At 63.7% G+C, this 19,067-nt stretch carries 14 protein-coding genes; all 14 read right to left on the bottom strand.

From position 1 onward, the window contains the following. A partial coding sequence (locus CKY51_RS05630; protein ID WP_280524681.1) for a T6SS effector BTH_I2691 family protein occupies window positions 1-730 on the bottom strand: 730 nt, incomplete at its 3' end. After that, window positions 727-1,689, bottom strand: coding sequence for a DUF4123 domain-containing protein (locus CKY51_RS05635; protein ID WP_152248977.1), 963 nt, complete (start codon window positions 1,687-1,689; stop codon window positions 727-729). The genes CKY51_RS05630 and CKY51_RS05635, both read right to left, overlap by 4 nt. A 71-nt stretch (window positions 1,690-1,760) precedes the next feature. Further along, the gene (locus tag CKY51_RS05640) at window positions 1,761-2,660 is read right to left on the bottom strand and encodes a DUF6708 domain-containing protein (RefSeq protein WP_152248978.1); all 900 of its coding nucleotides are present in this window, start codon (window positions 2,658-2,660) and stop codon (window positions 1,761-1,763) included. A gap of 8 nt (window positions 2,661-2,668) precedes the next feature. Next, complete coding sequence (locus CKY51_RS22630) at window positions 2,669-5,965, bottom strand: T6SS effector BTH_I2691 family protein (protein ID WP_244952513.1); 3,297 nt, start codon at window positions 5,963-5,965, stop codon at window positions 2,669-2,671. Beyond that, window positions 5,958-6,893 carry a DUF4123 domain-containing protein gene (locus CKY51_RS05650; RefSeq protein WP_244952514.1) on the bottom strand — a complete coding sequence of 312 codons (936 nt, stop codon included), beginning with the start codon at window positions 6,891-6,893 and terminating at the stop codon, window positions 5,958-5,960. The genes CKY51_RS22630 and CKY51_RS05650 overlap by 8 nt, the downstream gene beginning before the upstream one ends. Before the next feature lie 24 nt (window positions 6,894-6,917). Then, entirely contained in the window at window positions 6,918-9,662 is a 2,745-nt protein-coding gene (locus CKY51_RS05655; protein WP_152248980.1) for a type VI secretion system Vgr family protein, read from the bottom strand. 71 nt (window positions 9,663-9,733) lie between these two features. Beyond that, on the bottom strand, window positions 9,734-10,090 hold the full coding sequence (locus CKY51_RS05660) for a hypothetical protein (protein WP_022972625.1): 357 nt from the start codon (window positions 10,088-10,090) through the stop codon (window positions 9,734-9,736). 25 nt (window positions 10,091-10,115) lie between these two features. After that, window positions 10,116-12,854: a type VI secretion system ATPase TssH gene (gene tssH, locus CKY51_RS05665; RefSeq protein ID WP_022972624.1), complete on the bottom strand. Its 2,739-nt coding sequence runs from the start codon at window positions 12,852-12,854 to the stop codon at window positions 10,116-10,118. Window positions 12,855-12,902: 48 nt separating this feature from the next. Continuing rightward, a complete protein-coding gene (gene tssG / locus CKY51_RS05670) occupies window positions 12,903-13,994 on the bottom strand; it encodes a type VI secretion system baseplate subunit TssG (protein WP_022972623.1) in 1,092 nt (363 codons plus the stop codon). Next, a complete protein-coding gene (gene tssF, locus CKY51_RS05675; RefSeq protein WP_152248981.1) occupies window positions 13,958-15,793 on the bottom strand; it encodes a type VI secretion system baseplate subunit TssF in 1,836 nt (611 codons plus the stop codon). The genes tssG and tssF overlap by 37 nt, the downstream gene beginning before the upstream one ends. Before the next feature lies 1 nt (window position 15,794). Continuing rightward, on the bottom strand, window positions 15,795-16,280 hold the full coding sequence (gene tssE / locus CKY51_RS05680; protein WP_152248982.1) for a type VI secretion system baseplate subunit TssE: 486 nt from the start codon (window positions 16,278-16,280) through the stop codon (window positions 15,795-15,797). 135 nt (window positions 16,281-16,415) lie between these two features. Continuing rightward, the gene (locus tag CKY51_RS05685; protein WP_152248983.1) at window positions 16,416-16,913 is read right to left on the bottom strand and encodes an Hcp family type VI secretion system effector; all 498 of its coding nucleotides are present in this window, start codon (window positions 16,911-16,913) and stop codon (window positions 16,416-16,418) included. Between the two features lie 146 nt (window positions 16,914-17,059). After that, window positions 17,060-18,550 carry a type VI secretion system contractile sheath large subunit gene (gene tssC / locus CKY51_RS05690; protein WP_152248984.1) on the bottom strand — a complete coding sequence of 497 codons (1,491 nt, stop codon included), beginning with the start codon at window positions 18,548-18,550 and terminating at the stop codon, window positions 17,060-17,062. A 3-nt stretch (window positions 18,551-18,553) separates the two neighbouring features. Continuing rightward, window positions 18,554-19,054: a type VI secretion system contractile sheath small subunit gene (gene tssB, locus CKY51_RS05695; RefSeq protein ID WP_022972618.1), complete on the bottom strand. Its 501-nt coding sequence runs from the start codon at window positions 19,052-19,054 to the stop codon at window positions 18,554-18,556. Window positions 19,055-19,067 lie beyond the last annotated feature (13 nt).

Genomic DNA, 19,067 nt, shown 5'->3' on the forward strand with positions numbered 1-19,067 from the left:
GCAGCGCCCAGGGGTAGCGTGTGCTATTGGCGCGCAACACCTCGACCTTGTAGCCGCCACTCGACGTGCTGACCACCGCCGCCTTGCGGTCGTGCGGCAGTTGCGCCGGCTCACTGAGCTCGCCGGCAAACCCGCGATACTCCATCGCCGCCTTCAGGTCGTCGGCGCTCGACAGCGGCACCGTGTCGCCCCTGGCCTGCGGCGCACCGATCCACTGCTTGGGCATGATCGGTTGCATGCGCTCGGCGCGCAGGGTGGCGTCGTTGGCATAGCGCTTGAGCGTGGCCGGCGTCAGCACATGCTCGGAGAACATGACCCACACCGTACCGCACAGCTGCGGCTGACGCAGGGTGATGAACTCCATGCGCTCGGCGTTGTGTTCCGAACGCGAGCACGCAGGTAGACCGGCACCGACAAGCGGCTGCGCCGCGGCCGCCGACGGTTGCCGCCACAAGGTGCCATTCTGGGCAATCGCATAGGCTTCCCATTGCTTGGCGCCGTACGGGCCGGATTGTTCGTAGAACAGATACAGCATGCCCTGCCGCAAGGTGCGCACCGCGTAGGTGTAGCCGGCGGACGAGACGTCTTCCTGGGTACCACGGCCTTTGGCGAACGGCCCCAGGCCCGCACCCGGGCAGGAGGTCGGCACTACCGTATAGCGCACCGGCAGGATGACCAGGCCGGCGCTATTGCAGACATCGCATGGGGTGCAAGTGGCGTTCTGTGTCATGGCGTGATGCGCTCCTGCGTCGAGGGGGCCTGAAAGTTGCCCGCTTCCATTCCGATGCCCTGCCAATGGGCATCGTCCAGTTGATTGGCCAGCTCGGTGTAATCCTCGCCGGCGCTGACCTGTTCCAGCAGGGCCTGCACCTGCCGGTGTCGATAAAAACCGGGGCCCAGATGCAAGGCCTGCCATGCGAACAGATCCAGGCCGGCACCGGGACGCAGACCTCGGCGAACGCCGTGCTGGACGGCAAGCACCGCCGCGGAGAACTGCTCGCGCACGATCTGCGCGCCTTCGCTGTGGGCGCGGACCCATGCCTGGTTCAGTGCGCCGATGCCGTCCAGACGCTCCCAGGCCGACGGCGGCAAGACCGCGCTGGGAGTGACATCGAATTCACCACTGACGACCTGCAGGCTCTGCCAACGATCGATATAGGCGAGGGACGCAATTCCGTTGAGAAAGTAGGCCAACTGCGCCGGCGCGCAGGTCGACCAGAACATATCCGCGACCAGCGGGTCGTAATAGCGCAACCAGCGCGCCATGTGGGTTACGGGGTGGCGAGTCACGGCGGTGGTCGCCAACTGGCGCGTCAACTGGCCGATCGACAGGTCGGAGAAGATCCACGCGCAGGTGCGCTGAATCTGCCCGCGCTCCATCGCCTGCGGCGTGGTGTCGGCCAGCGCCATGTCGACTGCCAGGGCGGACAAGGTTGCATGCGCGCCGCGCTCGAGATCCAGTGCGAACACGACCGGCCAGAAGCGCTCTGGCAGCTTGTCGATCCTGACCGCCACCGGCGTCATCGCCGCATCCTCGATGTGCTGCCGGAAGCGGGTGTCGTGCGCGTCGTTGCCGCCGCTGGGCTGCATCAACAGGTAGCAGTGCGCACTGCCCGCTTGCGCGGCGAGTGCGTGCAGGCGTTCGTTGGCGTCCTCGGCACCAAGGCCTTGGGAAGCGGACTGGATCATTGCGGCGGCTTATCCAAGATCCACGCCGGCTTCGGAACGCAGCTCCGCGCTTGCCAAACTCGGCTCCGCAGTTAGGTCGAACTGTGGCTCTGTGTGGCGGCCAACGCTTCTACTTGTTCAATGCTCAATGCAGGACCGCCAACGGTTGCCATCACCTCGGCGGTGAACGGCTCCAGGTCCCTGCCCGCACGGCGTTTGCGGAGTGCCTCGCCTGGCTGGATTGGCGGGCCATCCTCTTCCATATAGCGGCGAATGTGCTCGTAGAGCCGCCACAACAATTCGTCTTCGTACCAACCGAGATAGCCGATCGATTCACGCGCATAGAGCTTCTTCGGGTCATCCGGGTGCGGTGCCCACAGCTCCAATCGATATGAGTCGCGCATCGTCTCTCCCATGAGCTGATTGAACTTGTAAGTCCGCGCCTGCAGCGTCTGCCAATCTGCTGATTGAGGTGGAAGGAAGCCAGGCATGGCCCAGAACTTCCAAAAAGAAACATGGCGGATGCGCGAAAATAATACCTGCTTCGTTTTGCGATTGAATAATACCGGCTGATCCTTCGGATAAAGATAGTTAATTTTCAGCAAATGAACTGCACCAATCAGGAAAAAAAATCCAACTGGCAGACACATAAACCAAGTGATTGGATCAAATATTCCAAAACCAGATAGACCCAGCCAGAAAAAACCGCCGGATCCAATCAATGTCATCCAACCACCGAACCCGACATCTCCACGCTCGGCCCCTGCGCCTAAAACACTTCCGACACTGATGGCATCGGGGTAAACGGCTACTAATGAGTCGCAGCTGCTCACTTGTTCGTGTACCGGCTGACGCTTGTCAACAGGCGCAACTCGATAAGGCGTAGGACTGAGCATCAACTTCAGCTGTTCCTGAGATAGCTCGAACTGCGGCTCGCCTCCCTGCCACTCTGGCAACAGCACCCGATAGGCGGGATTTTTGACATCATTCATTGCCCGACTCACCCTTTGACTATTTGTTGGACCAGCACTTGCCTCTCACCGGACGATTCGCCAATGGTCACTTCGAGCTGTGCGCTTCTATACAAAGCGCCGTCCACACCGATCTGGATGACCACCACGTCGGCCTCCGACTGCAGCCTGGCCTGATCCACGCCTGGGAGTTTTGCCTGCATGGCGCCCTGTCCGTTGCTGTACGTATAGACTGTGGACGAAATACCCCGGTTATCGGCAAGGACAACGGCAAGCATATAGCTGAGATGCGTGCGCAGCTCCTGCGGCATCCACAACCGCGTGATCACGGATTTTGACCATATCCGGTCATCGTCGTTACCGAAAGCCAATGCGTCTGCCGCAGCGGCGGACGCGCCGAGGCTCTTGAGCCATTCCGTGCCGCATTCAAACTCAACGCGAATACCCATCAGCAACTTATTGAGCTCTTCTTGTTCGCGCTGCGGACTTCCCCACTTTACATCTGCATCCGCAATACCCCAGATACTCTTAGCAGCCCATTCCTCGGTCGGAGTGTCTTGCAGACGCATCGCTACATAACCTGCCAGCAGGCCGAGCCCGATCAGTATGAGGCCCCAGCCTGTCCACGACAGACCAAGCATACCTGCAGACGCAGCGCCCGCAGACGCTGCTGCGGCATCTGCGGCGGCAGCGCCAGAAGCAATAAAAGTTGTCTTAGCCCCCATCCATGACGCATACATAGCTCCAAGAAAGAAAGCCCCTTGGATTCCGTATGAGAGGGCAGCATCTCTATCACTCGTTTTAATTCTGGAAAGAGCTGAAAAAATAGATAAGCACACATCAATTAACAGCCCCGCAGCAGAAAGCCTTCCCGCCGTCCATTTCAGCACGCGCGCGCGCCCTACTGCCGCATCGATCCCCTTCGCCTTGTCCAGGTGTTTGTAGATGGCCTCGCCGACCTCCAGGCTTGCCGCGACAAGCCCCATACCGGCGCCGAGCAAACTGGCGTAAGCGATCTCGCGCTCTTTCTCAGTCCCAAACGTCAGCGTATGCATTGCCTTGGCAATGGAATAGGCCTGCAGCACTCCCCCTGCTGCGGAAAACGCGGCTGATCCCTCGCGCAGCGCCTTCGCCGTCGAATCCCCCCATAGCTTGAGCTCGTTGCCAGCCAGCGTTGTGCCTTTTCCAACCTTTTCACCCATTTTCTCGCCAAAGGCCCAGACTCTGACGACCTGCTTCGACAGCGCATCAGGGGTGTTGATCGCCATCGCCAAGGAGCCGGCCAGCATCAGGCTCTTCACCTTGCCACTTTGGCGCGGTACCGCGGATGCGGCCTGACTCGCCGTTTCGGCACTGCTCTGGCGCAGACGCTCGCCCGCCAACTGCCAGAACTGAGCAGCCTGACCAAACCGCAGGTCCATCCGTATTGCTTCCTTGCCTGGGCCCGCAGCCTCCACAAGACCTGCCATCAAGCGCTCAAACGCTGCACCAGCGGCCGTGGACCACGCCTTTTTCTTCTCCATGCTCAAAGCCACACCACCAGCAACAACGATCAGCGGGTGACCAATGGCAGCGGCGAGCGTTTTCAGGGTGGGCAGCGAGCTTACTGTCTTGTCATAAAACGGGAAGGCCTTGATCAGACGCTGATCGGCCTTCATTTGGCCCTCGGCGGCCTTACTGGTGTCTTCAAACAACTTGAAGAGATTCTTGGCTTCCTTGTGAATCTTGGTTTCTTTGAATGCCTTGTGGAAGGCGTCCTGGTTGCCCAGCAGGGCGCGCGTGAGAAGCGCTTCCTTCAATTCGGGATCGTCCTTGATAAAATCGCCGTACCACTCCAGACCATTGTCGGTCATTGCGCCGCCATTGGTGATGTCTGCAACGATGCTTGCAAAATGCAAGCCATCCATCCTCACCTGCCCGGAGCAATCGTTGTCCGTCACCAGCTTGCGCGCTGCCGACTGGATCCAGGCTTTATGGTCGAGTTCCACCCGTGCCAGTTTCTTGGCATCGGCTTGCAACAATGCGTTGTAACCCTTCAAGAACGTACGAAAGGGGTAATCGCCGTTCTTCGACTTGAGCTTGTCCAGCACCTGCTGCTTGAGCTCGGCAGTGTCCTTATCCAATCCTCGACTATTCTGCAGGACGATGGTGCCGTTGCTGAAATCAGGCATGTACTCGCCGCGCGCATCGATTTTCCCGCCAGGCTGAAAGAACGTGCCCGCAGGCAGCTCCTTGGCAGCCATCATTCGGTCAAATTCGACGCGCGAGACCTGTTTTCCACCGACACCATTTTGCTTCAGGGTCGCGATCTGTTGTTTCTTGGCAGCGTTCTGCGCGTCGATCTCTTTGAGCAGACCTTCAATCGTGAGCGCACTCTGAAGCCGCCAGGGGTGATTCTGGCTTTGCTTTTCCTTATCGTAGAGCCAAGCCTTTGCACTGTTGCACTGCGTCAGGCGAGCAGAGGCAGTCTCCGCGGTCATTCCCACCGCGTCAGGCACGCTGACGATCTTGAGTTGCTCGACAGTGAACTGGCCGTTGCTTGCTTTGACCAGCCTCTGCGCCTCCTGCATTAGATCCGCAGCACTTTCTGGGCGTATGCTCCCATTGCCGGGTTTATCCCGGGCAAGGACTAGCGGCGGATATGGCGTCTGCAGCAAATGATTATCCGGTGGTGCGCCGTCATAATCGGCTACGACGTTGGCGATTGTATTTTCCGTCAGCTGTAACGAACGCGCGCACTCAACCTTTGGCACATCGATTAACGTCATACGGGCGTTGCGCTGACTGGTGTTCGCCGCATAGAAATCACGCACAGGAGCCGACCACGGATGATCGCTGTATCCCACCCAGATCTGGCCGGCGCTCTTGGGCTCTGGAATGACCAACAGCATGGCACTGGCATAGGCTACTGTGCGTTGACAGGTGAATCCTGTCTCCGCTTTTGCGCCTGCGCTCTCGATCAAGGGCAAGGGATAAGGCGAGAGATAGCCACCGTCTGATACCTGAAAGGCCTGCCAGCCCCTGGTTTGCTTGAGTGCTGCTGTATGTGGCGTGGCGTAGTACACCATCACATAACCGGCACGAAGCGTCCGCATGACATAGCGGCCGAACTCCAGCTTTGGACCAGCGACATCTTTGTCTAGCAAAGCAGCACATTTTTGCTGCTTTGCCTCGCCATACACCGCATCCGCCAACCCTGGCCTAACCAGCAAGAATGGTAGCCCGGCCTTAACGCACGCAGGGCAACCTGTCCCCTGCCCGTCTGGTGTCGCCGCGGCGGCTTTCTGCGCGTTGGAGGAGTAGGGACCTTGTTGACCGTCAGCCATGTCGGATTTCCTTATCGATATCAACGCCGTCACGGCGGACCAGATGACTGAGTGCTTCGCGAATCTGGTTCCAGCCATCAGGATCTGGGATGTCTTGCAGCAACTGGCTCAAGCTCTGCTCTCCGGCGAGTGCCCGCGCAATTGCCGATTCAATGCGTGGATGCTCCAGCACACGAGGATGCACCTGAAAAATATAGGCAGCCAGCAGCGCGCGATCCTGCCGGCTAGTCACTCCCGATGCGGCAATAGCGCTCACTGCATCGCCCGTGCGTTGCAGATAATCGCTAGGCAGTTCGTCGGCAAAGCTCAACCAGCCTCTCAGCAGTTCTTGTACGATCTCGCTCATTTTTGCGCGATCCCACTGCTGCGTCGTCAGACGAAGCGACGGCGCCGCAACATCCGGATCAGCCTGGTAGATGACAAGGTTATTGCGGCGGTCCAGCGCAATCCAACTGGAGACGGGCCCAAGCAAGGCGGCACGTTGTTCACGCGATAAGGCGGGCCACATCCACTCCATGACGCGCCGATCATTCCAACGCAAGACGCGTCGCCCTCCGTCCCCCGCAACTGGCAATTGGATGCAGCGGCTCAGATGGTGGGCGAGCGCTACTGGATCTACCTGCTTGTCGATTAGCAGCCAGCCACCGATGGTGAATCCCGCTTCCGCCTCATCAGATGGGATACGCTGCTCCTGGACAGCCGCAAAGACGCTTGCTTCCAGCAAGGCAAGATTGGGACGGTCCAGCACAATCAGCCTTGGTTGCTGGCTCCTTTCAAATGCTGGGTGCTTAATGGGAATGTCCCAGGATGCGGCGCACGCGACGTGGGGCCAATCCAGAGGGAACGGCTCCCTAAGGATTGGATCGACGAAGAGATAGGCGGCCTTTTCCTCATCTCGCAGCAGGAGCTCGCTGAGTTGTTCAATCATCGCTTCCAACATTCGAGATGACACCTATATGTAGGCCGCGCCGCCCGCAGCTTTTGCCGCGATATCTTTAGAGCAATCTTTGAGGCCACTCGTGGGTATCAGGATACTGGTTGAAGCCCCCTGCGGCCCCAACCACTCCCGCTTGCCGCCCTTGAACTCCACCTTGCCCGGTGCGCCGAGTTCGATGTTGTCGCCTTCCAGCCGCAGGTAGGCGCCGGCGGCGGTGGCCAGCAGGTGCTTGGTCGGTGCCGACAAGGCGATGTCGGCGGTGGTGCTGACGATGCGCACCTGGGTCTTGGCCGCCAGGGTGGCGGTGTTCTTGTGCGCGCGTGCGCTGACCGTGCCTTGGGCGGCGTGCAGGGCGATGCCGGTTTCCTGGTTGGGGCTGCCGGCGGCGGCCTTGCTGCCCTGGGTGTACAGCACCAGCCCACCGGCCACCGCCAGCACCAGGTGGCCCTGGCTCAGCCAGTTCAGTGCGCTGCCGGCCAGCAGCGTGGTCTGGGTGCCCGAGACCCACACCTGGTCGGCGGGGGTCAGGCTCATCACGCCGGCCTGGCCGCTGCCCAGCAGCACCGGGGCGCTCCAGCCGGGCACCTCGCCAGCGCCACCGCCGATCTCGCCGGCCGCGCTGCCGCTGTGGGTGGCCTGCAGGTGCTCCTGCAAGGTCTTCAGGCCGTCCTGGGTCGGCAGCGCCTCCGCCTCGCTCGGTAGGCCCGCCTGCTGGGTGCGGGCGGCGTCGTTGAGGCTTTTGAGCAGGTCGCTGCCCTGCTGCAGCTGGCTCAGCGCGCCGGTGGCGGCCAGTTGCGTGTTGCCCGGTTCGCTGGTCAGCAGCAGGCCTTGGCCGGCACGCAGGGCGCCAGCGGCCTGGCTGGACAGCTCGGCGCCGAAGCCGCGCTCGTCCTGGCGGAGGTTGTCGGCGCCGCCCTTCAGATGGCCCAGCGTCAGCGTGCTGGCATGTTGGGTGGTGGACAGCTGGGCGCGGCCCTGGCCGGGGGTGTCGTCCAGCCGCAGCTGTTGGTAGCCGCCGGTGCCGGACTGGCTCTGCGCCAGCGCCTGGCTCTTGAAACCGGTGAACACTGCGCCGTGGTCGTTGCCGTCGAACCAGGCCGGCGCATTGCCGGTGGCGCCGGCACCGCCGCCGCCGAGCTGGTTGTGCGCGGCGTTGTCCTGGCCGCGGCCGTTGTACAGCGCGCCGACCACCACCGGGCGGTCGATGTCGCCTTCCAGGAAACCGACCAGCACTTCCTGGCCCTGGCGCGGCAGCACCACGCCGCCCCAGTTGTCGCCGGCCCAGGGCGTCATCACCCGCACCCAGGTCCAGGCCTGACCGCTGCCGGGGGCGTTGTCCTCGCCACTGGGGTGGGCCTGCCCGCCGCTGGCGTTGCCGCCGCGCTGCCAGGGGAATTGCACCTTGATGCGGTGGTCGCGGTCGGACTGCAGCGGCGCGCCGTCGCTGACCACGATCGCGCTCAGCGTGCCGGTCACGGTCGGCTTGGGATGCAGGCGGGCGCCGTGGCCGTCTTCGGTTTGCGGGCGATAGGTCAGCGTCTGCGGCAGCGCCAGCAGCCGGTTGTCGTAAAAGTCGCTCTCGGCCGGCAGCGGGGTGTCGGTGTCGGCCAGTCCGCGCAGCGCTGGCGGCAGGGCGACACCGGGCGCGGCATGCGGGCCGAGCAATTGCTCCAGCGCGTCGAACACCTCGGCGCCGAGGTTGTTGCGCGCGGCATGCTCGACCTGCAGGCACAGGAACTGCGCATCGGCGTCCACGCCCGGATGCTGGCTGAGCGCAAAGCGGGTGCCGGGGGCGGCGCGGCGCCAGTGGCCGGCGGCGTGGATCAACTGGCTGCGCACGCGCTGCGCATCCAGATGTTGTTGCGCGCGGCGCTGGCCCTGGGCGCGGTCCACCCAGCCGTACGGGCCACTGGTGTCGGCATCCTCGGCGGCGATGCCGTCAGTCGCATTGGCCTCGGCACTGGCCGGGCGCAGGTCCAGGCTGCGGTAGTCCCAGCTGGCGCGCGCCAGCTTGGCCGTGCAGGCGCGGCGCATGACCGCCCATTGCTGCAGGCTGTCCTCGCGCTCGGTGGCATCGGCGCGGTGATAGCGCACGCTGCCGATCGCCGGGGCGGCATCCACCTGGTCGGCCAGCACCAGGGTGTGGCTGCCCAGCCGCTCGGACGCTGCATCGCCACGGTGTTCGAACCAGAAGTAGATGCCTTCCTCGGCCAGCAAGCGCTGTACGAAGGCCAGGTCGGTCTCCTGGTATTGCGTGGTCAGGCTGCGCTTGGGGTAAACGCTGGCATCGGCCAGCGACCAACGCCAGGCCGCAGTCACCGCACCCTGGTCGGCGTAGTCGGAGAACACGCTCTCGACGATCTCCACCACGCTCATGTCGTGGAAGACGTAGCTGTCCACGCGCTGGCCCAACAGCGCCAGCCACGGCTCCACCGTCAAGCGGTAGCGCGCCAGGCCGCCATTGCTGCCGACCTGCGCGATGGCGGTGACGTGGCCATGGAACGGCCGCAACTCGGTGCGCGAATCGGCGGTGAGCAACTCCAGCAGCACCGGCTTGCCCAGCGCCTGCGCCAACGGCAGACCGGCGTCGGTGGATAGCGCGGTGATCTCCAAGCGGAACCCGCCGCCGTCGATGCGCTCGGTGCCGGCGAAACGCTCGGCCACCAGACGCTCGCCCCCGAAAGGGGTGTGCAAGCGCAGCAAGCGCTCCTGCTGGCCCGGTGCGGCCAGGGCGGACAACACGGTGGCGACCAGATCCATGGAAGCTCCTTACGTAGATGCAGAATGCAATGCGCCGCCGTGCCCCAGCACGGCGGCGCCGGTCAGGCAGTTCAGGCGGCCTGGACGATGCGCTCGAGCTGCAGGCGCGACCCTTCGGTCAGCTGCAACCGATACTCGCGCCCCGTCACCGTCAGGCCGACCTCGCGCACATTGCCCACCAGTTGGGTGGCCTTGCCCTGCACCGGTACCTGCATGTGCAGACGCCAGGGGCCGCGCACCATCAGTGCGGCCAGGGCGTGGGCGTCGCGACGCGCGTCTTCCGATGCGCCACCGAGCAGATCCAGGATGTTTTCCGGACGCAGGCGGTTCCATCCACGCACGATATCGGTGTCGCGTCCGGCACGGCCAAGCGCGATGCTGTCGCAATTGGCGATGGCCTTGCTACGGTCCAATCCAAAAAAGTCCATGTGCTTCTCCTTGCTGTAGAGCGTGTCAGGTCAACTTGTACTTGAAGGCGCCATTCTTGCCGGCGGTCACCTTGATGGCATTGATCTTGTTCCCTTCGGCCATCGCTGCCAGGACGCTTTCGGCGATCTCGGGCAGCAACGTGCCGTTGAGGATGTGATCGACGTTGCGCGCGCCGGAATCGACCTCGGTGCAACGTGCCAACACGGCCTCCACAAGGCTCTCGTCCCACTGGAACGTGGCCTTGTGGTTGGCGGCGACGCGGTCGCGGATGCGGCCCAGCTTGAGCGCGATGATCTGCGCCAGCACGTCGTCGCTGATGGGATAATACGGCACGACCTTCATTCGGCCCAGGAACGCGGGCTTGAACGTCTTCATCAAGACCGGGCGCAGGGCCTCGGCCAGGGCGTCGGCGCTGGGCAGTTCTTCGGCGGTCTTGTTCAGGCAGGCCTGCATGATCTGCGAGGAGCCGACGTTGGAGGTCAGGATGATCAAGGTGTTGCGGAAGTCGATCTCGCGGCCTTCGGCATCGTCCATCACGCCCTTGTCGAACACCTGGAAGAACATCTCCAGCACGTCCGGGTGGGCCTTTTCGACCTCGTCCAGCAGCACCACGCTGTAGGGATTGCGCCGCACCGCTTCGGTGAGCACGCCGCCTTCGCCATAGCCGACGTAGCCCGGCGGCGAGCCCTTCAGGCCGGAGACGCTATGCGCCTCCTGGTATTCGCTCATGTTGATGGTGACCAGCTTGCGCTCGCCGCCGTAGAGGATGTCGGCCAGGGCCAGCGCGGTTTCGGTCTTGCCGACGCCGGATGGGCCGACAAACATGAATACGCCGCGCGGCTTGTTGGGATCTTCGAGCTTGGCGCTGGCGGTGCGCACGCGCTGAGCGATCGCGTCCAGCGCGTGGTCCTGGCCGATCACGCGCTCGACCAGGAAGCTGCTGAGATTGCGCACCACGCGGATCTCGTCCTTGACCATGCGCCCCAGCGGCACGCCGGTCCAGGCCGAGACGATCTCCGCCACCACCCCGCCGTCCACCTGCAGCGGCACCATGGGCGTCTCGCCCTGCAATTCGCGCAACTGGCCGAGCAGCGTGTCCAGCTCGGCGTGCTGCGGCGACAGCGGCGCGGGGGCCTTCTTGCCCTTGGCCGGCTTGGCGGCATCGCCGGCCGGCTCGTCGACCGCGGCAGGGGCCACCGGCTCGGCTTCCATCTGCGCGCGCAGGGCGCGCACCTTGTCGGCCAGTTCGCGCTCGCGCACCAACTGTGCCTGGTTGTCGTCCAGCACCTGCTGCGCCTGCGCCTGTGCCTGGGTCAACTCGGCCAGCCGCTCGGCGTGGTGACGGGCGCCGCCGGCGACTTCGCGCTGCAAGGCGGCCAGCTCGGCGGCCAGCCGGTCCAGGTGCTTGCGGGTGTCCTCGATGATCGCCGGGGTGGCGCTTTGGCCCAAGGCGACCTTGGCGCAAGCGGTATCGAGCACGCTGACTGCCTTGTCCGGCAGCTGGCGGCCACTGATGTAACGGTGCGACAGCCGCACTGCCTCGGTGACCGCTTCGTCCAGCACGCGGATGCCGAAGTGCTTCTCCATCAGCGGCACCATGCCGCGCAGCATCGCCGAGGCCAGCGTCTCGCTGGGCTCTTCGACCTTGACGACCTGGAAGCGGCGAGCCAGCGCGGCATCCTTTTCGAAGTATTTCTTGTACTCGCCCCAGGTGGTGGCGGCGATGGTGCGCAGTTCGCCGCGCGCCAGCGCCGGCTTGAGCAGGTTGGCCGCATCGTTCTGGCCGGCGGTTCCGCCGGCGCCGATCATGGTGTGCGCTTCGTCGATGAACAGGATGATCGGGTGCGGGCTCTTCTTGACCTCGTCGATCACGTTCTTGAGGCGGTTCTCGAACTCGCCCTTGACACTGGCTCCGGCCTGCAACAGACCCATGTCCAGCACGTGCAGCTCCACGCCCTGCAGCACCTCGGGCACGTCGTTGTCGGCGATGCGCCGCGCCAGGCCTTCCACCACCGCGGTCTTGCCGACGCCGGCCTCGCCGGTGAGGATGGGATTGTTCTGGCGCCGACGCATCAGGATGTCGACGACTTGGCGGATCTCCGCATCGCGGCCGATCACCGGATCGATCTTGCCCTCGCGCGCACGCGCGGTCAGGTTGCTGGTGAACTGGTCCAGCGCCGGGGTCTTGCTCAGCCCGCCCTTGCCGTCGGGCGCGCCGGTCAGCGTATCGACCGGGTCGCTATCGCCTTCGCCCTTGCCGGCATCGGCGAAGCGCACGCCCTGCCCGGCTTCCTGCGAACCCTCGGTGAGCTTGGCAAAGTCGTGCTTGAGTTCTTCCAGCTTGAAACGCACGAACTGCTTGGAGCCGCGATAGGCCAGCTGCGACAGGTCCGGTGCGGTCAACAACGCCAGCAGCAGGTGGCCGCTGCGGATGCGGGTGGTTTCCGAATCCAGCGAGGCGATCAGCCAGGCGTTCTCGAACAACGTGGGCAGGTGCTGCGAGAACACCGGGGTGCGGGTGTTGCCGGTCTTGAAGCGCGCCACCTCTTCGCTCAGATCGCGCTGCAGCACATCCGGGGCGACCCCGCTGCGGCGCGCGATCAGCACGAAATCGCTCTGCGGCTGCTCCAGCAACGCAAGGAACAGATGCTCCAGGTCCACCTCGTAGTTGCCATGCGCCATGCACAGGTTCGCTGCGCGCTCGGCGGCCAGGCGACAGGTGTCGTCGAGCTTGCTGATCAGGGTCTTGAGATTGATGCTCATGCGATGGAAACGCTCCTTGCGGGGGTCGAGGTGATCGGCGTGCGCCGATCACTGCAGAGAATGGATGCCGTAGGTGGTATCGGCGCGCGCTTCGGTGGATGGTCGCGAGCACAGGTAGCTGTCCCAGCCCAGGCGTGCACCGGCGCCCTCGCCGATGCCCGAGCCGCGCACGTCTTCGGCGCGCAGCACCAGCCGGACTTCGTACTCGAGGCTGGCGCCGGTCAACAAGGTCAGCCACTTGGCCAACGCCTGCGCCGCGCTGCCGCCGGGCAGGAAATCGTCGAAGGCCTGCCGATGCAGCGGGCCGATGCGCAATCGCATGCGCAGGTCGCGCTGCCATACCCGGTCGCCGGCCAGCGCACTGGAGCCCAGGGTGGCATTGGCTTGACCCAGCTTCGTGGCCTGGCCGGGCGGAACGTTGTACCAGGCGCCGACGAACTGCTCCAGCTCGATCGGCACGTGGAAGTAGTCCGACAACACCCGCCGCAGCAATACCGCCGACACCGGCCGTTGCCGCACGGCGCCAGCGTAGTAGGCCACCGCCTGGTCGAAGACATCGCCCTGGCCATCGATCATGCGATCGCGCAGGCCGGGCAGGCCTAGGCCCAGCAGCGACAGCACCAGCGGCAGGAAGCGCTCGCGGCGATCCAGTTCGTACTGCAGGGCCAGGCGGTGCTTCTTCCACGCCGCATAGTGCAGGGTGACGGCGCGAGTGGAAAAGATGTCGAAGAACGCACGCGGCGTGCGATCGCGCTGATAGACCTCGCGCTCCTGCAAGGTCTCGGTGTAGTGCAGCGGCAAGGCACCCGAGGTGCCCAGCAAGCCCATGAAATGCGGCGTCAGGTGGACCTCGCCCAGCGCCTCGGTCTCCAAGGCGTGGCCCACGGCCGCTTCGCTATCGAGCTTGTCGCCCAGCGCCGAAAACGCCTCGCTGACTGCATCCAGCTCGGTCGCGGGGAACCCCATCGACAGCGAGTTGCGAAAACGCACGCGCGTCGGCACGACCTGATCCGGCCGCACGCCTTGCCGCTGGAAGGTCTGCTCGAGGAGTCGGATCGCCTGGAAGAACTGGAAGCGATGCGGCTCGGCGAGCAGTTGCTGGGCTACGCCAGGATCGATTCGCCGCTTCGCGGTGGACATCTGACAAGTTCCTCCCCGGTGTCGTTGGAGATCAGCACCAGGCGGGTAAAGCTGTTGGCATGGACATACAGGGCAAAGAAATGATCCATGACCTGGGCGAATGCAGCGATGCCACTGCCGACGAAATGGTTTTCGCTGACGGTCACACGCACCTCGATGCCGCGCACCGCCGAGGCGAAGTGCTTGCCGGACATCCAGGTCGTCACCGGGTGCTGTTCCAGGCCGACGATGCCGTCGATCTGCCGCGACGACACGCTGCTGCCGGACAGGTCGTAGAGGCGCAGCATTTCCTTCAGCGCCGGCAATCCGCTCCCGGTCAACGACAGCTGGTTGAGCGACAGGTGCGAGATCAATCGCCACTGCGCGCCCTTGCCCTGGCGGAAGCGCATCGGGCGACTGGGTTTGCGCAGCAGGCTGATCGCCCGCGCCGGGGTGCCGCCTTCGATGGTGAGATCGCCACCGGCCACGCCATGCGCCAGCTGGTTGGGCAGGTCGCGATTGCTGCAGGTCAGCTGCACGCTGATCACGTCGGTCTGCGGCGCGGTCGGATTGAATTCCAGGTCCACGAAGCTCAATTCAGTCTCGTAGCCTGGGCTTTGCCGGGCGACATCCTCGTCGCGACGCGCCACCCAGTATTGCCCGGTGCGCTCGGGATCTTCGCCGTGGTGCAGGGAATAGAACGGCCGGAAGGCGTGCAAGGTCTCGCCCTGCGGCGTCTGACGCACGCGGTGCACCGAATCGATCGAATGCACCTCGTAGGCGAATGCCCGGCGCGCATCGGCCAGCACCGGATAGGTGACGGTCCGGTGGGTCACCCGGATCGGTTCGCCATTCTGCTTGAACAGGTTGACCACCGGAGTGCAGCCCAGGCGAATGTGCTTGCTGCCCAGTTCCTCCAGCACCACATTTGCCGAACGGTCCGGCGGCGTGGCCTGCAGGATCAGGTGCAAGGTGAACACGCGGCTGGCGCCTGCGGTGACATCCTTCAACGGCAGATCGAAGAAACCGAATTTCTCCGGGAAGGCGAACAGCTCGGTCAGCAAGCGGTAGGCCGGGTGACTGCGGGCGGGAAATTCCACCAGGGCCTCGTCTTCGGCGAAACCGACAGGCTGCAGCGGTGCCTCGGGCAGGCGACGCCAACGGCCATTGCCGTCCGCCTCCACGTAGGCGGCCTTGACGCCGAAGGCCAGCGCATCGCGCAAGGCGGCGCAGAACGACGGCTCGCCGTCGACGAAGAACCGCAGCGCATCGGTCCCCAGGCCATCGAAACTGACCTGGTCGGACAACAGCCCGAACGACAGCGAGATCTGCGCGCCACTGCCAGCCGGCAGCGTGGTGGCCATCGGCGCGTCGGCAACCGCGCGGTATTCGGCCGAGCGCACGCCGATCGGCGCCAGCACCACATCGTAGGTGGTGCGGAAGCGACAGCTGACGCCACGCACCAGGCGCGTCTGCAACTGCGTGCCGCGCGGCACGCGGACCGGCGCACTCAGCTTGGCGGCCACGCCTTCCATGTCGAAGAAGGCGATCGAGCAGGAAGGAAACGGCCGCAGATAATGCGGATAGAGCACATCCAGCAAGGCATCGGTGAACTCGGGATAGTCGTCCTCGATGCGCTTGGAGATCCGCGCGCCCATGAAGGCGAACGCTTCGATCAGCCGCTCGACATGCGGGTCCTGGCTGCCATCGGCAGACAGCTGCAGGCGGCTGGCGATCTTGGGATAACGGTCGGCGAACTCGCGGCTGTAGCGACGCAGGTACGCCAGTTCGCGCTCGTAGTAAGGCAGAAGATCTTGCATGTCAGCTGGCCTGGCGCCGCAGGCGGCTGACCGAATATTGCAGCGTGGAGGGTTGCAGCATGGCGTCGAAGCTCACCGGCTCGCGTGCCAGCTGCAAGTCCAGCACGGCGTGGATGGTGAAATGCAGGCCGCCGCTGAATTGCGTATTGGCGTCGAGCTTGACGGTGACATTGCGCAGCCGGCGCTCATGACGCGCCACGGCCTGCTCCAGCGAGCGGCAGATGGCCGCGCGGTCGTAGGCATTGGCCAGGCTCATCGAAGAAAAATCGCCGAGCCCGTAGGTCATCAGCGACTGTTTGCAGTTGGGGAACTCGCCCAGGTCGTCTTCGGCGAACGCGGCGCGCGCGTTCAATAGCCCTTCCAGATCGCGGGCGATCGACTCTTTGTGCTGTTCCAGCGACACCGCCTTGAACACGGGTCCGCTTGCGCTGGACTTGGGTGCGTCGTCGAACAGCTTCTCGAGCAGACTGGGTTCGAGTCCCTTCATTGGCAATCTCGTGCGTGGCAGATCCGTGCCAGATACGGTAACCGACTCGACGCGAGGCGGCGGTGATCGTCTTGCCACTTCATCGCCGATCCCCGGCGACTGCGATGGCGCCATTGGCGCCATCGCAGGCAACGCTTAGACCGTGTAGTTCGGGATGTTCTTGGTCGCACTCCACTGCGCCACGGCCTTGCCACCAACGCCGCCTTCCGGCTTCTGCTGCTGGTAGGTCCACTTGATGGCGCCGAAGCTCAGCTGCACGACTTCCTGCGGCATCCCCTCTTCGTCGACCGTCGTGGTGACGCGGTGCACCAGCACGTTCATCAACTCCACCAGGTAGTAGTTGATGGCCTTGCCGTCCTTGTCAGCGCGCATGAACTCGATGCGGGCCTTCGGGAAGGTGGTGCCGTTGGCGCACGCCTGGTTCAGCGCAGTCGACGCCAGGTCGATCGACTTGACGACTTCGATCGGGGACAGGTTGACGCGGGCAGCGGTGGCGCCGCCGGAGGTGGATGCGGTCGCCGAACGCGGCTGCATCAGGTCCTGCGAGAAGGATTTGATTTCGATCCACTTGGCGTGAGCGCTGTCGTTGGACTCGCCATTGATGGTATCGATCTGAAGGAACGAGTGCTGCATGATCTGGTCTCCTAAATTCCGGTCTTCCGTGAGATTGGTGTGTCGGCCTGGCGGCCAACGGTTGGTTGCCCTGACGGGCAGCGTCTAACTGGAAACAAACAGCCGGGATCTCCGTCCCTTCGACGCCACAACAAATCACTAAAACGTTACTTCTTGGAGCCGGCTGGCAATTCGGCCACCAAGCGCAACGAAACACTCAGCTCATCGAGCTGGAAATGCGGCCTGATGAAGGCCACAGCACGGTAAACACCGGGTTTGCCCGGCACTTCCGAAACTTGGACAGACGCTTCCCGCAACGGGAACTGCGCCTTGGCTTCCTGACCCGCGTTGTCATCCAGCAGCACGTACTGGGAGATCCAGCGGTTGAGGAAATCCTCGACATTGCGCGCCGAGGCGAAGCTGCCGATCTTCTCGCGCATCATCGCCTTCAGGTAATGGGCGATACGCGACACGGCGAAGATGTACTGCAACTGCGCCGACAACATGGCGTTGGCGTTGGCCGAGTCGGTGTTGTACTTCTTCGGCTTCTGCGCCGACTGCGCACCGAAGAACGCCGCATAGTCGGTGTTCTTGCAGTGGACCAGCGGCATGAAGCCGAGATCGCTGAGTTCCTTTTCGCGCCGGTCGGTGATGGCGATTTCGGTCGGGCACTTCAGCGCCACTTCGCCATCGTCGGTACGGAAGGTATGGGTCGGCAGGTCCTCGACCAGGCCACCGCCTTCCACGCCGCGGATCGCCGCGCACCAGCCGTAGTTCTCGAAGGCCTGGGTCAGACGCGCACCCATTGCATAGGCGCTATTGCACCACAGGTACTTGCTATGGTCGGCAGCGTCGACGTCCTCAACGAAGTTGAAGCCCTCGACGGTGGTGCCATCCTTCGGGTTGTACGGCAGGCGGCCCAGGAAGCGCGGCATGGTCAGGCCGACGTAACGGCTGTCTTCCGACTCGCGGAACGACTTCCACTTGGCGTATTCGACCGTGTCGAACACCTTGGCCAGATCGCGCGGCTTGCCCAGGTCGGTGAACGTCTCCAGGCCGAACATCTGCTCGGAGGCGGCCGAAATGAAGGGCGCATGCGCCGCAGCGGCGACGTGCGACATCTGCTCCAGGAAATACATGTCCTCGGGCTGACGCCCGAAGTGGTAGTCGCCGATCAGCGCGCCGAACGGCGCACCACCGAAGGTGCCGAACTCTTCTTCGTAGACTTTCTTGAACAGCGAACTCTGGTCGAAGTCGATGGCCGACTTGAAGTCGCGCACCAGATCCTTCTTGTTCGCGTTCAGGACCTTGATCTTCATCCCGACGCCGGTGGAGGTCTGCTGGCACAGGTAATGCAACCCGCGCCAGGTGCTCTCCAGCTTCTGGAACTCCGCCGCGTGCATGACCTCGCTGAGCTGCTCGGAAATCATCCGATCGATCTCGGCGATGCGCGCATCCAGCGTCAGGTTGAGGTTGTCCGAGACCACCACGGTGCCTTCCAGCACTTCCTTGGCCAGCTCGGAGATGATGTCCTTGGCGCGCTGATGCTCGGTCTCGGACTTGGCGACCTTGCTCTGCTCGACGATCTGGTCGAGCAGGCCGATTTCGGTCACTGCGGCCTGCGCGGTTTGTTCAGCGGCACTCGTGGCTTCTGCCATGACTTACTCTCCCTTTTCCGTGCCCAGCTTCTTGAGCTGCTCGGTGTTGTTGAGCACGTCCGTCAGCAGATCTTCCAGTTTTTCGTTGCCGGCCAGCTTGTTGCGCAGGTCGGCCAGTTTGGTCCGCGATTCCAGCAGCTTGCGCAGCGGCTCGACCTGTTCGACGACGGCTTCCGGGCGGAAGTCGTCGATCGACTTGAACTTCAGTTCCACCCCGAACTCGCCACCGGCGTCGCTGATCTTGTTCTTGACGCGATAGACCGCACGCGGAGCCACGCCTTCCATCACTTCGTCGAAGTTGTCCATGTCGACGTTGACGAATTTGCGGTCCTTCACCTTCGGCAGCGGTTCCTCCGGATTGCCGCTGAAGTCGCCGAGCACGCCGACGACGAACGGCAGTTCCTTCTGTTCAATCGCGTCACCCTTCTCGACGTCGTAGGTGAGCTGCACGCGTGGCGGCCGCACCTTCTGCAGTCGTTTCTGGATGCTGTCCTTCTTGGCCATGGGTGTCTCCTTG

Origin of the sequence: Xanthomonas maliensis (assembly GCF_009192945.1) — a bacterium.
Taxonomy (GTDB): Bacteria; Pseudomonadota; Gammaproteobacteria; order Xanthomonadales; family Xanthomonadaceae; genus Xanthomonas; species Xanthomonas maliensis.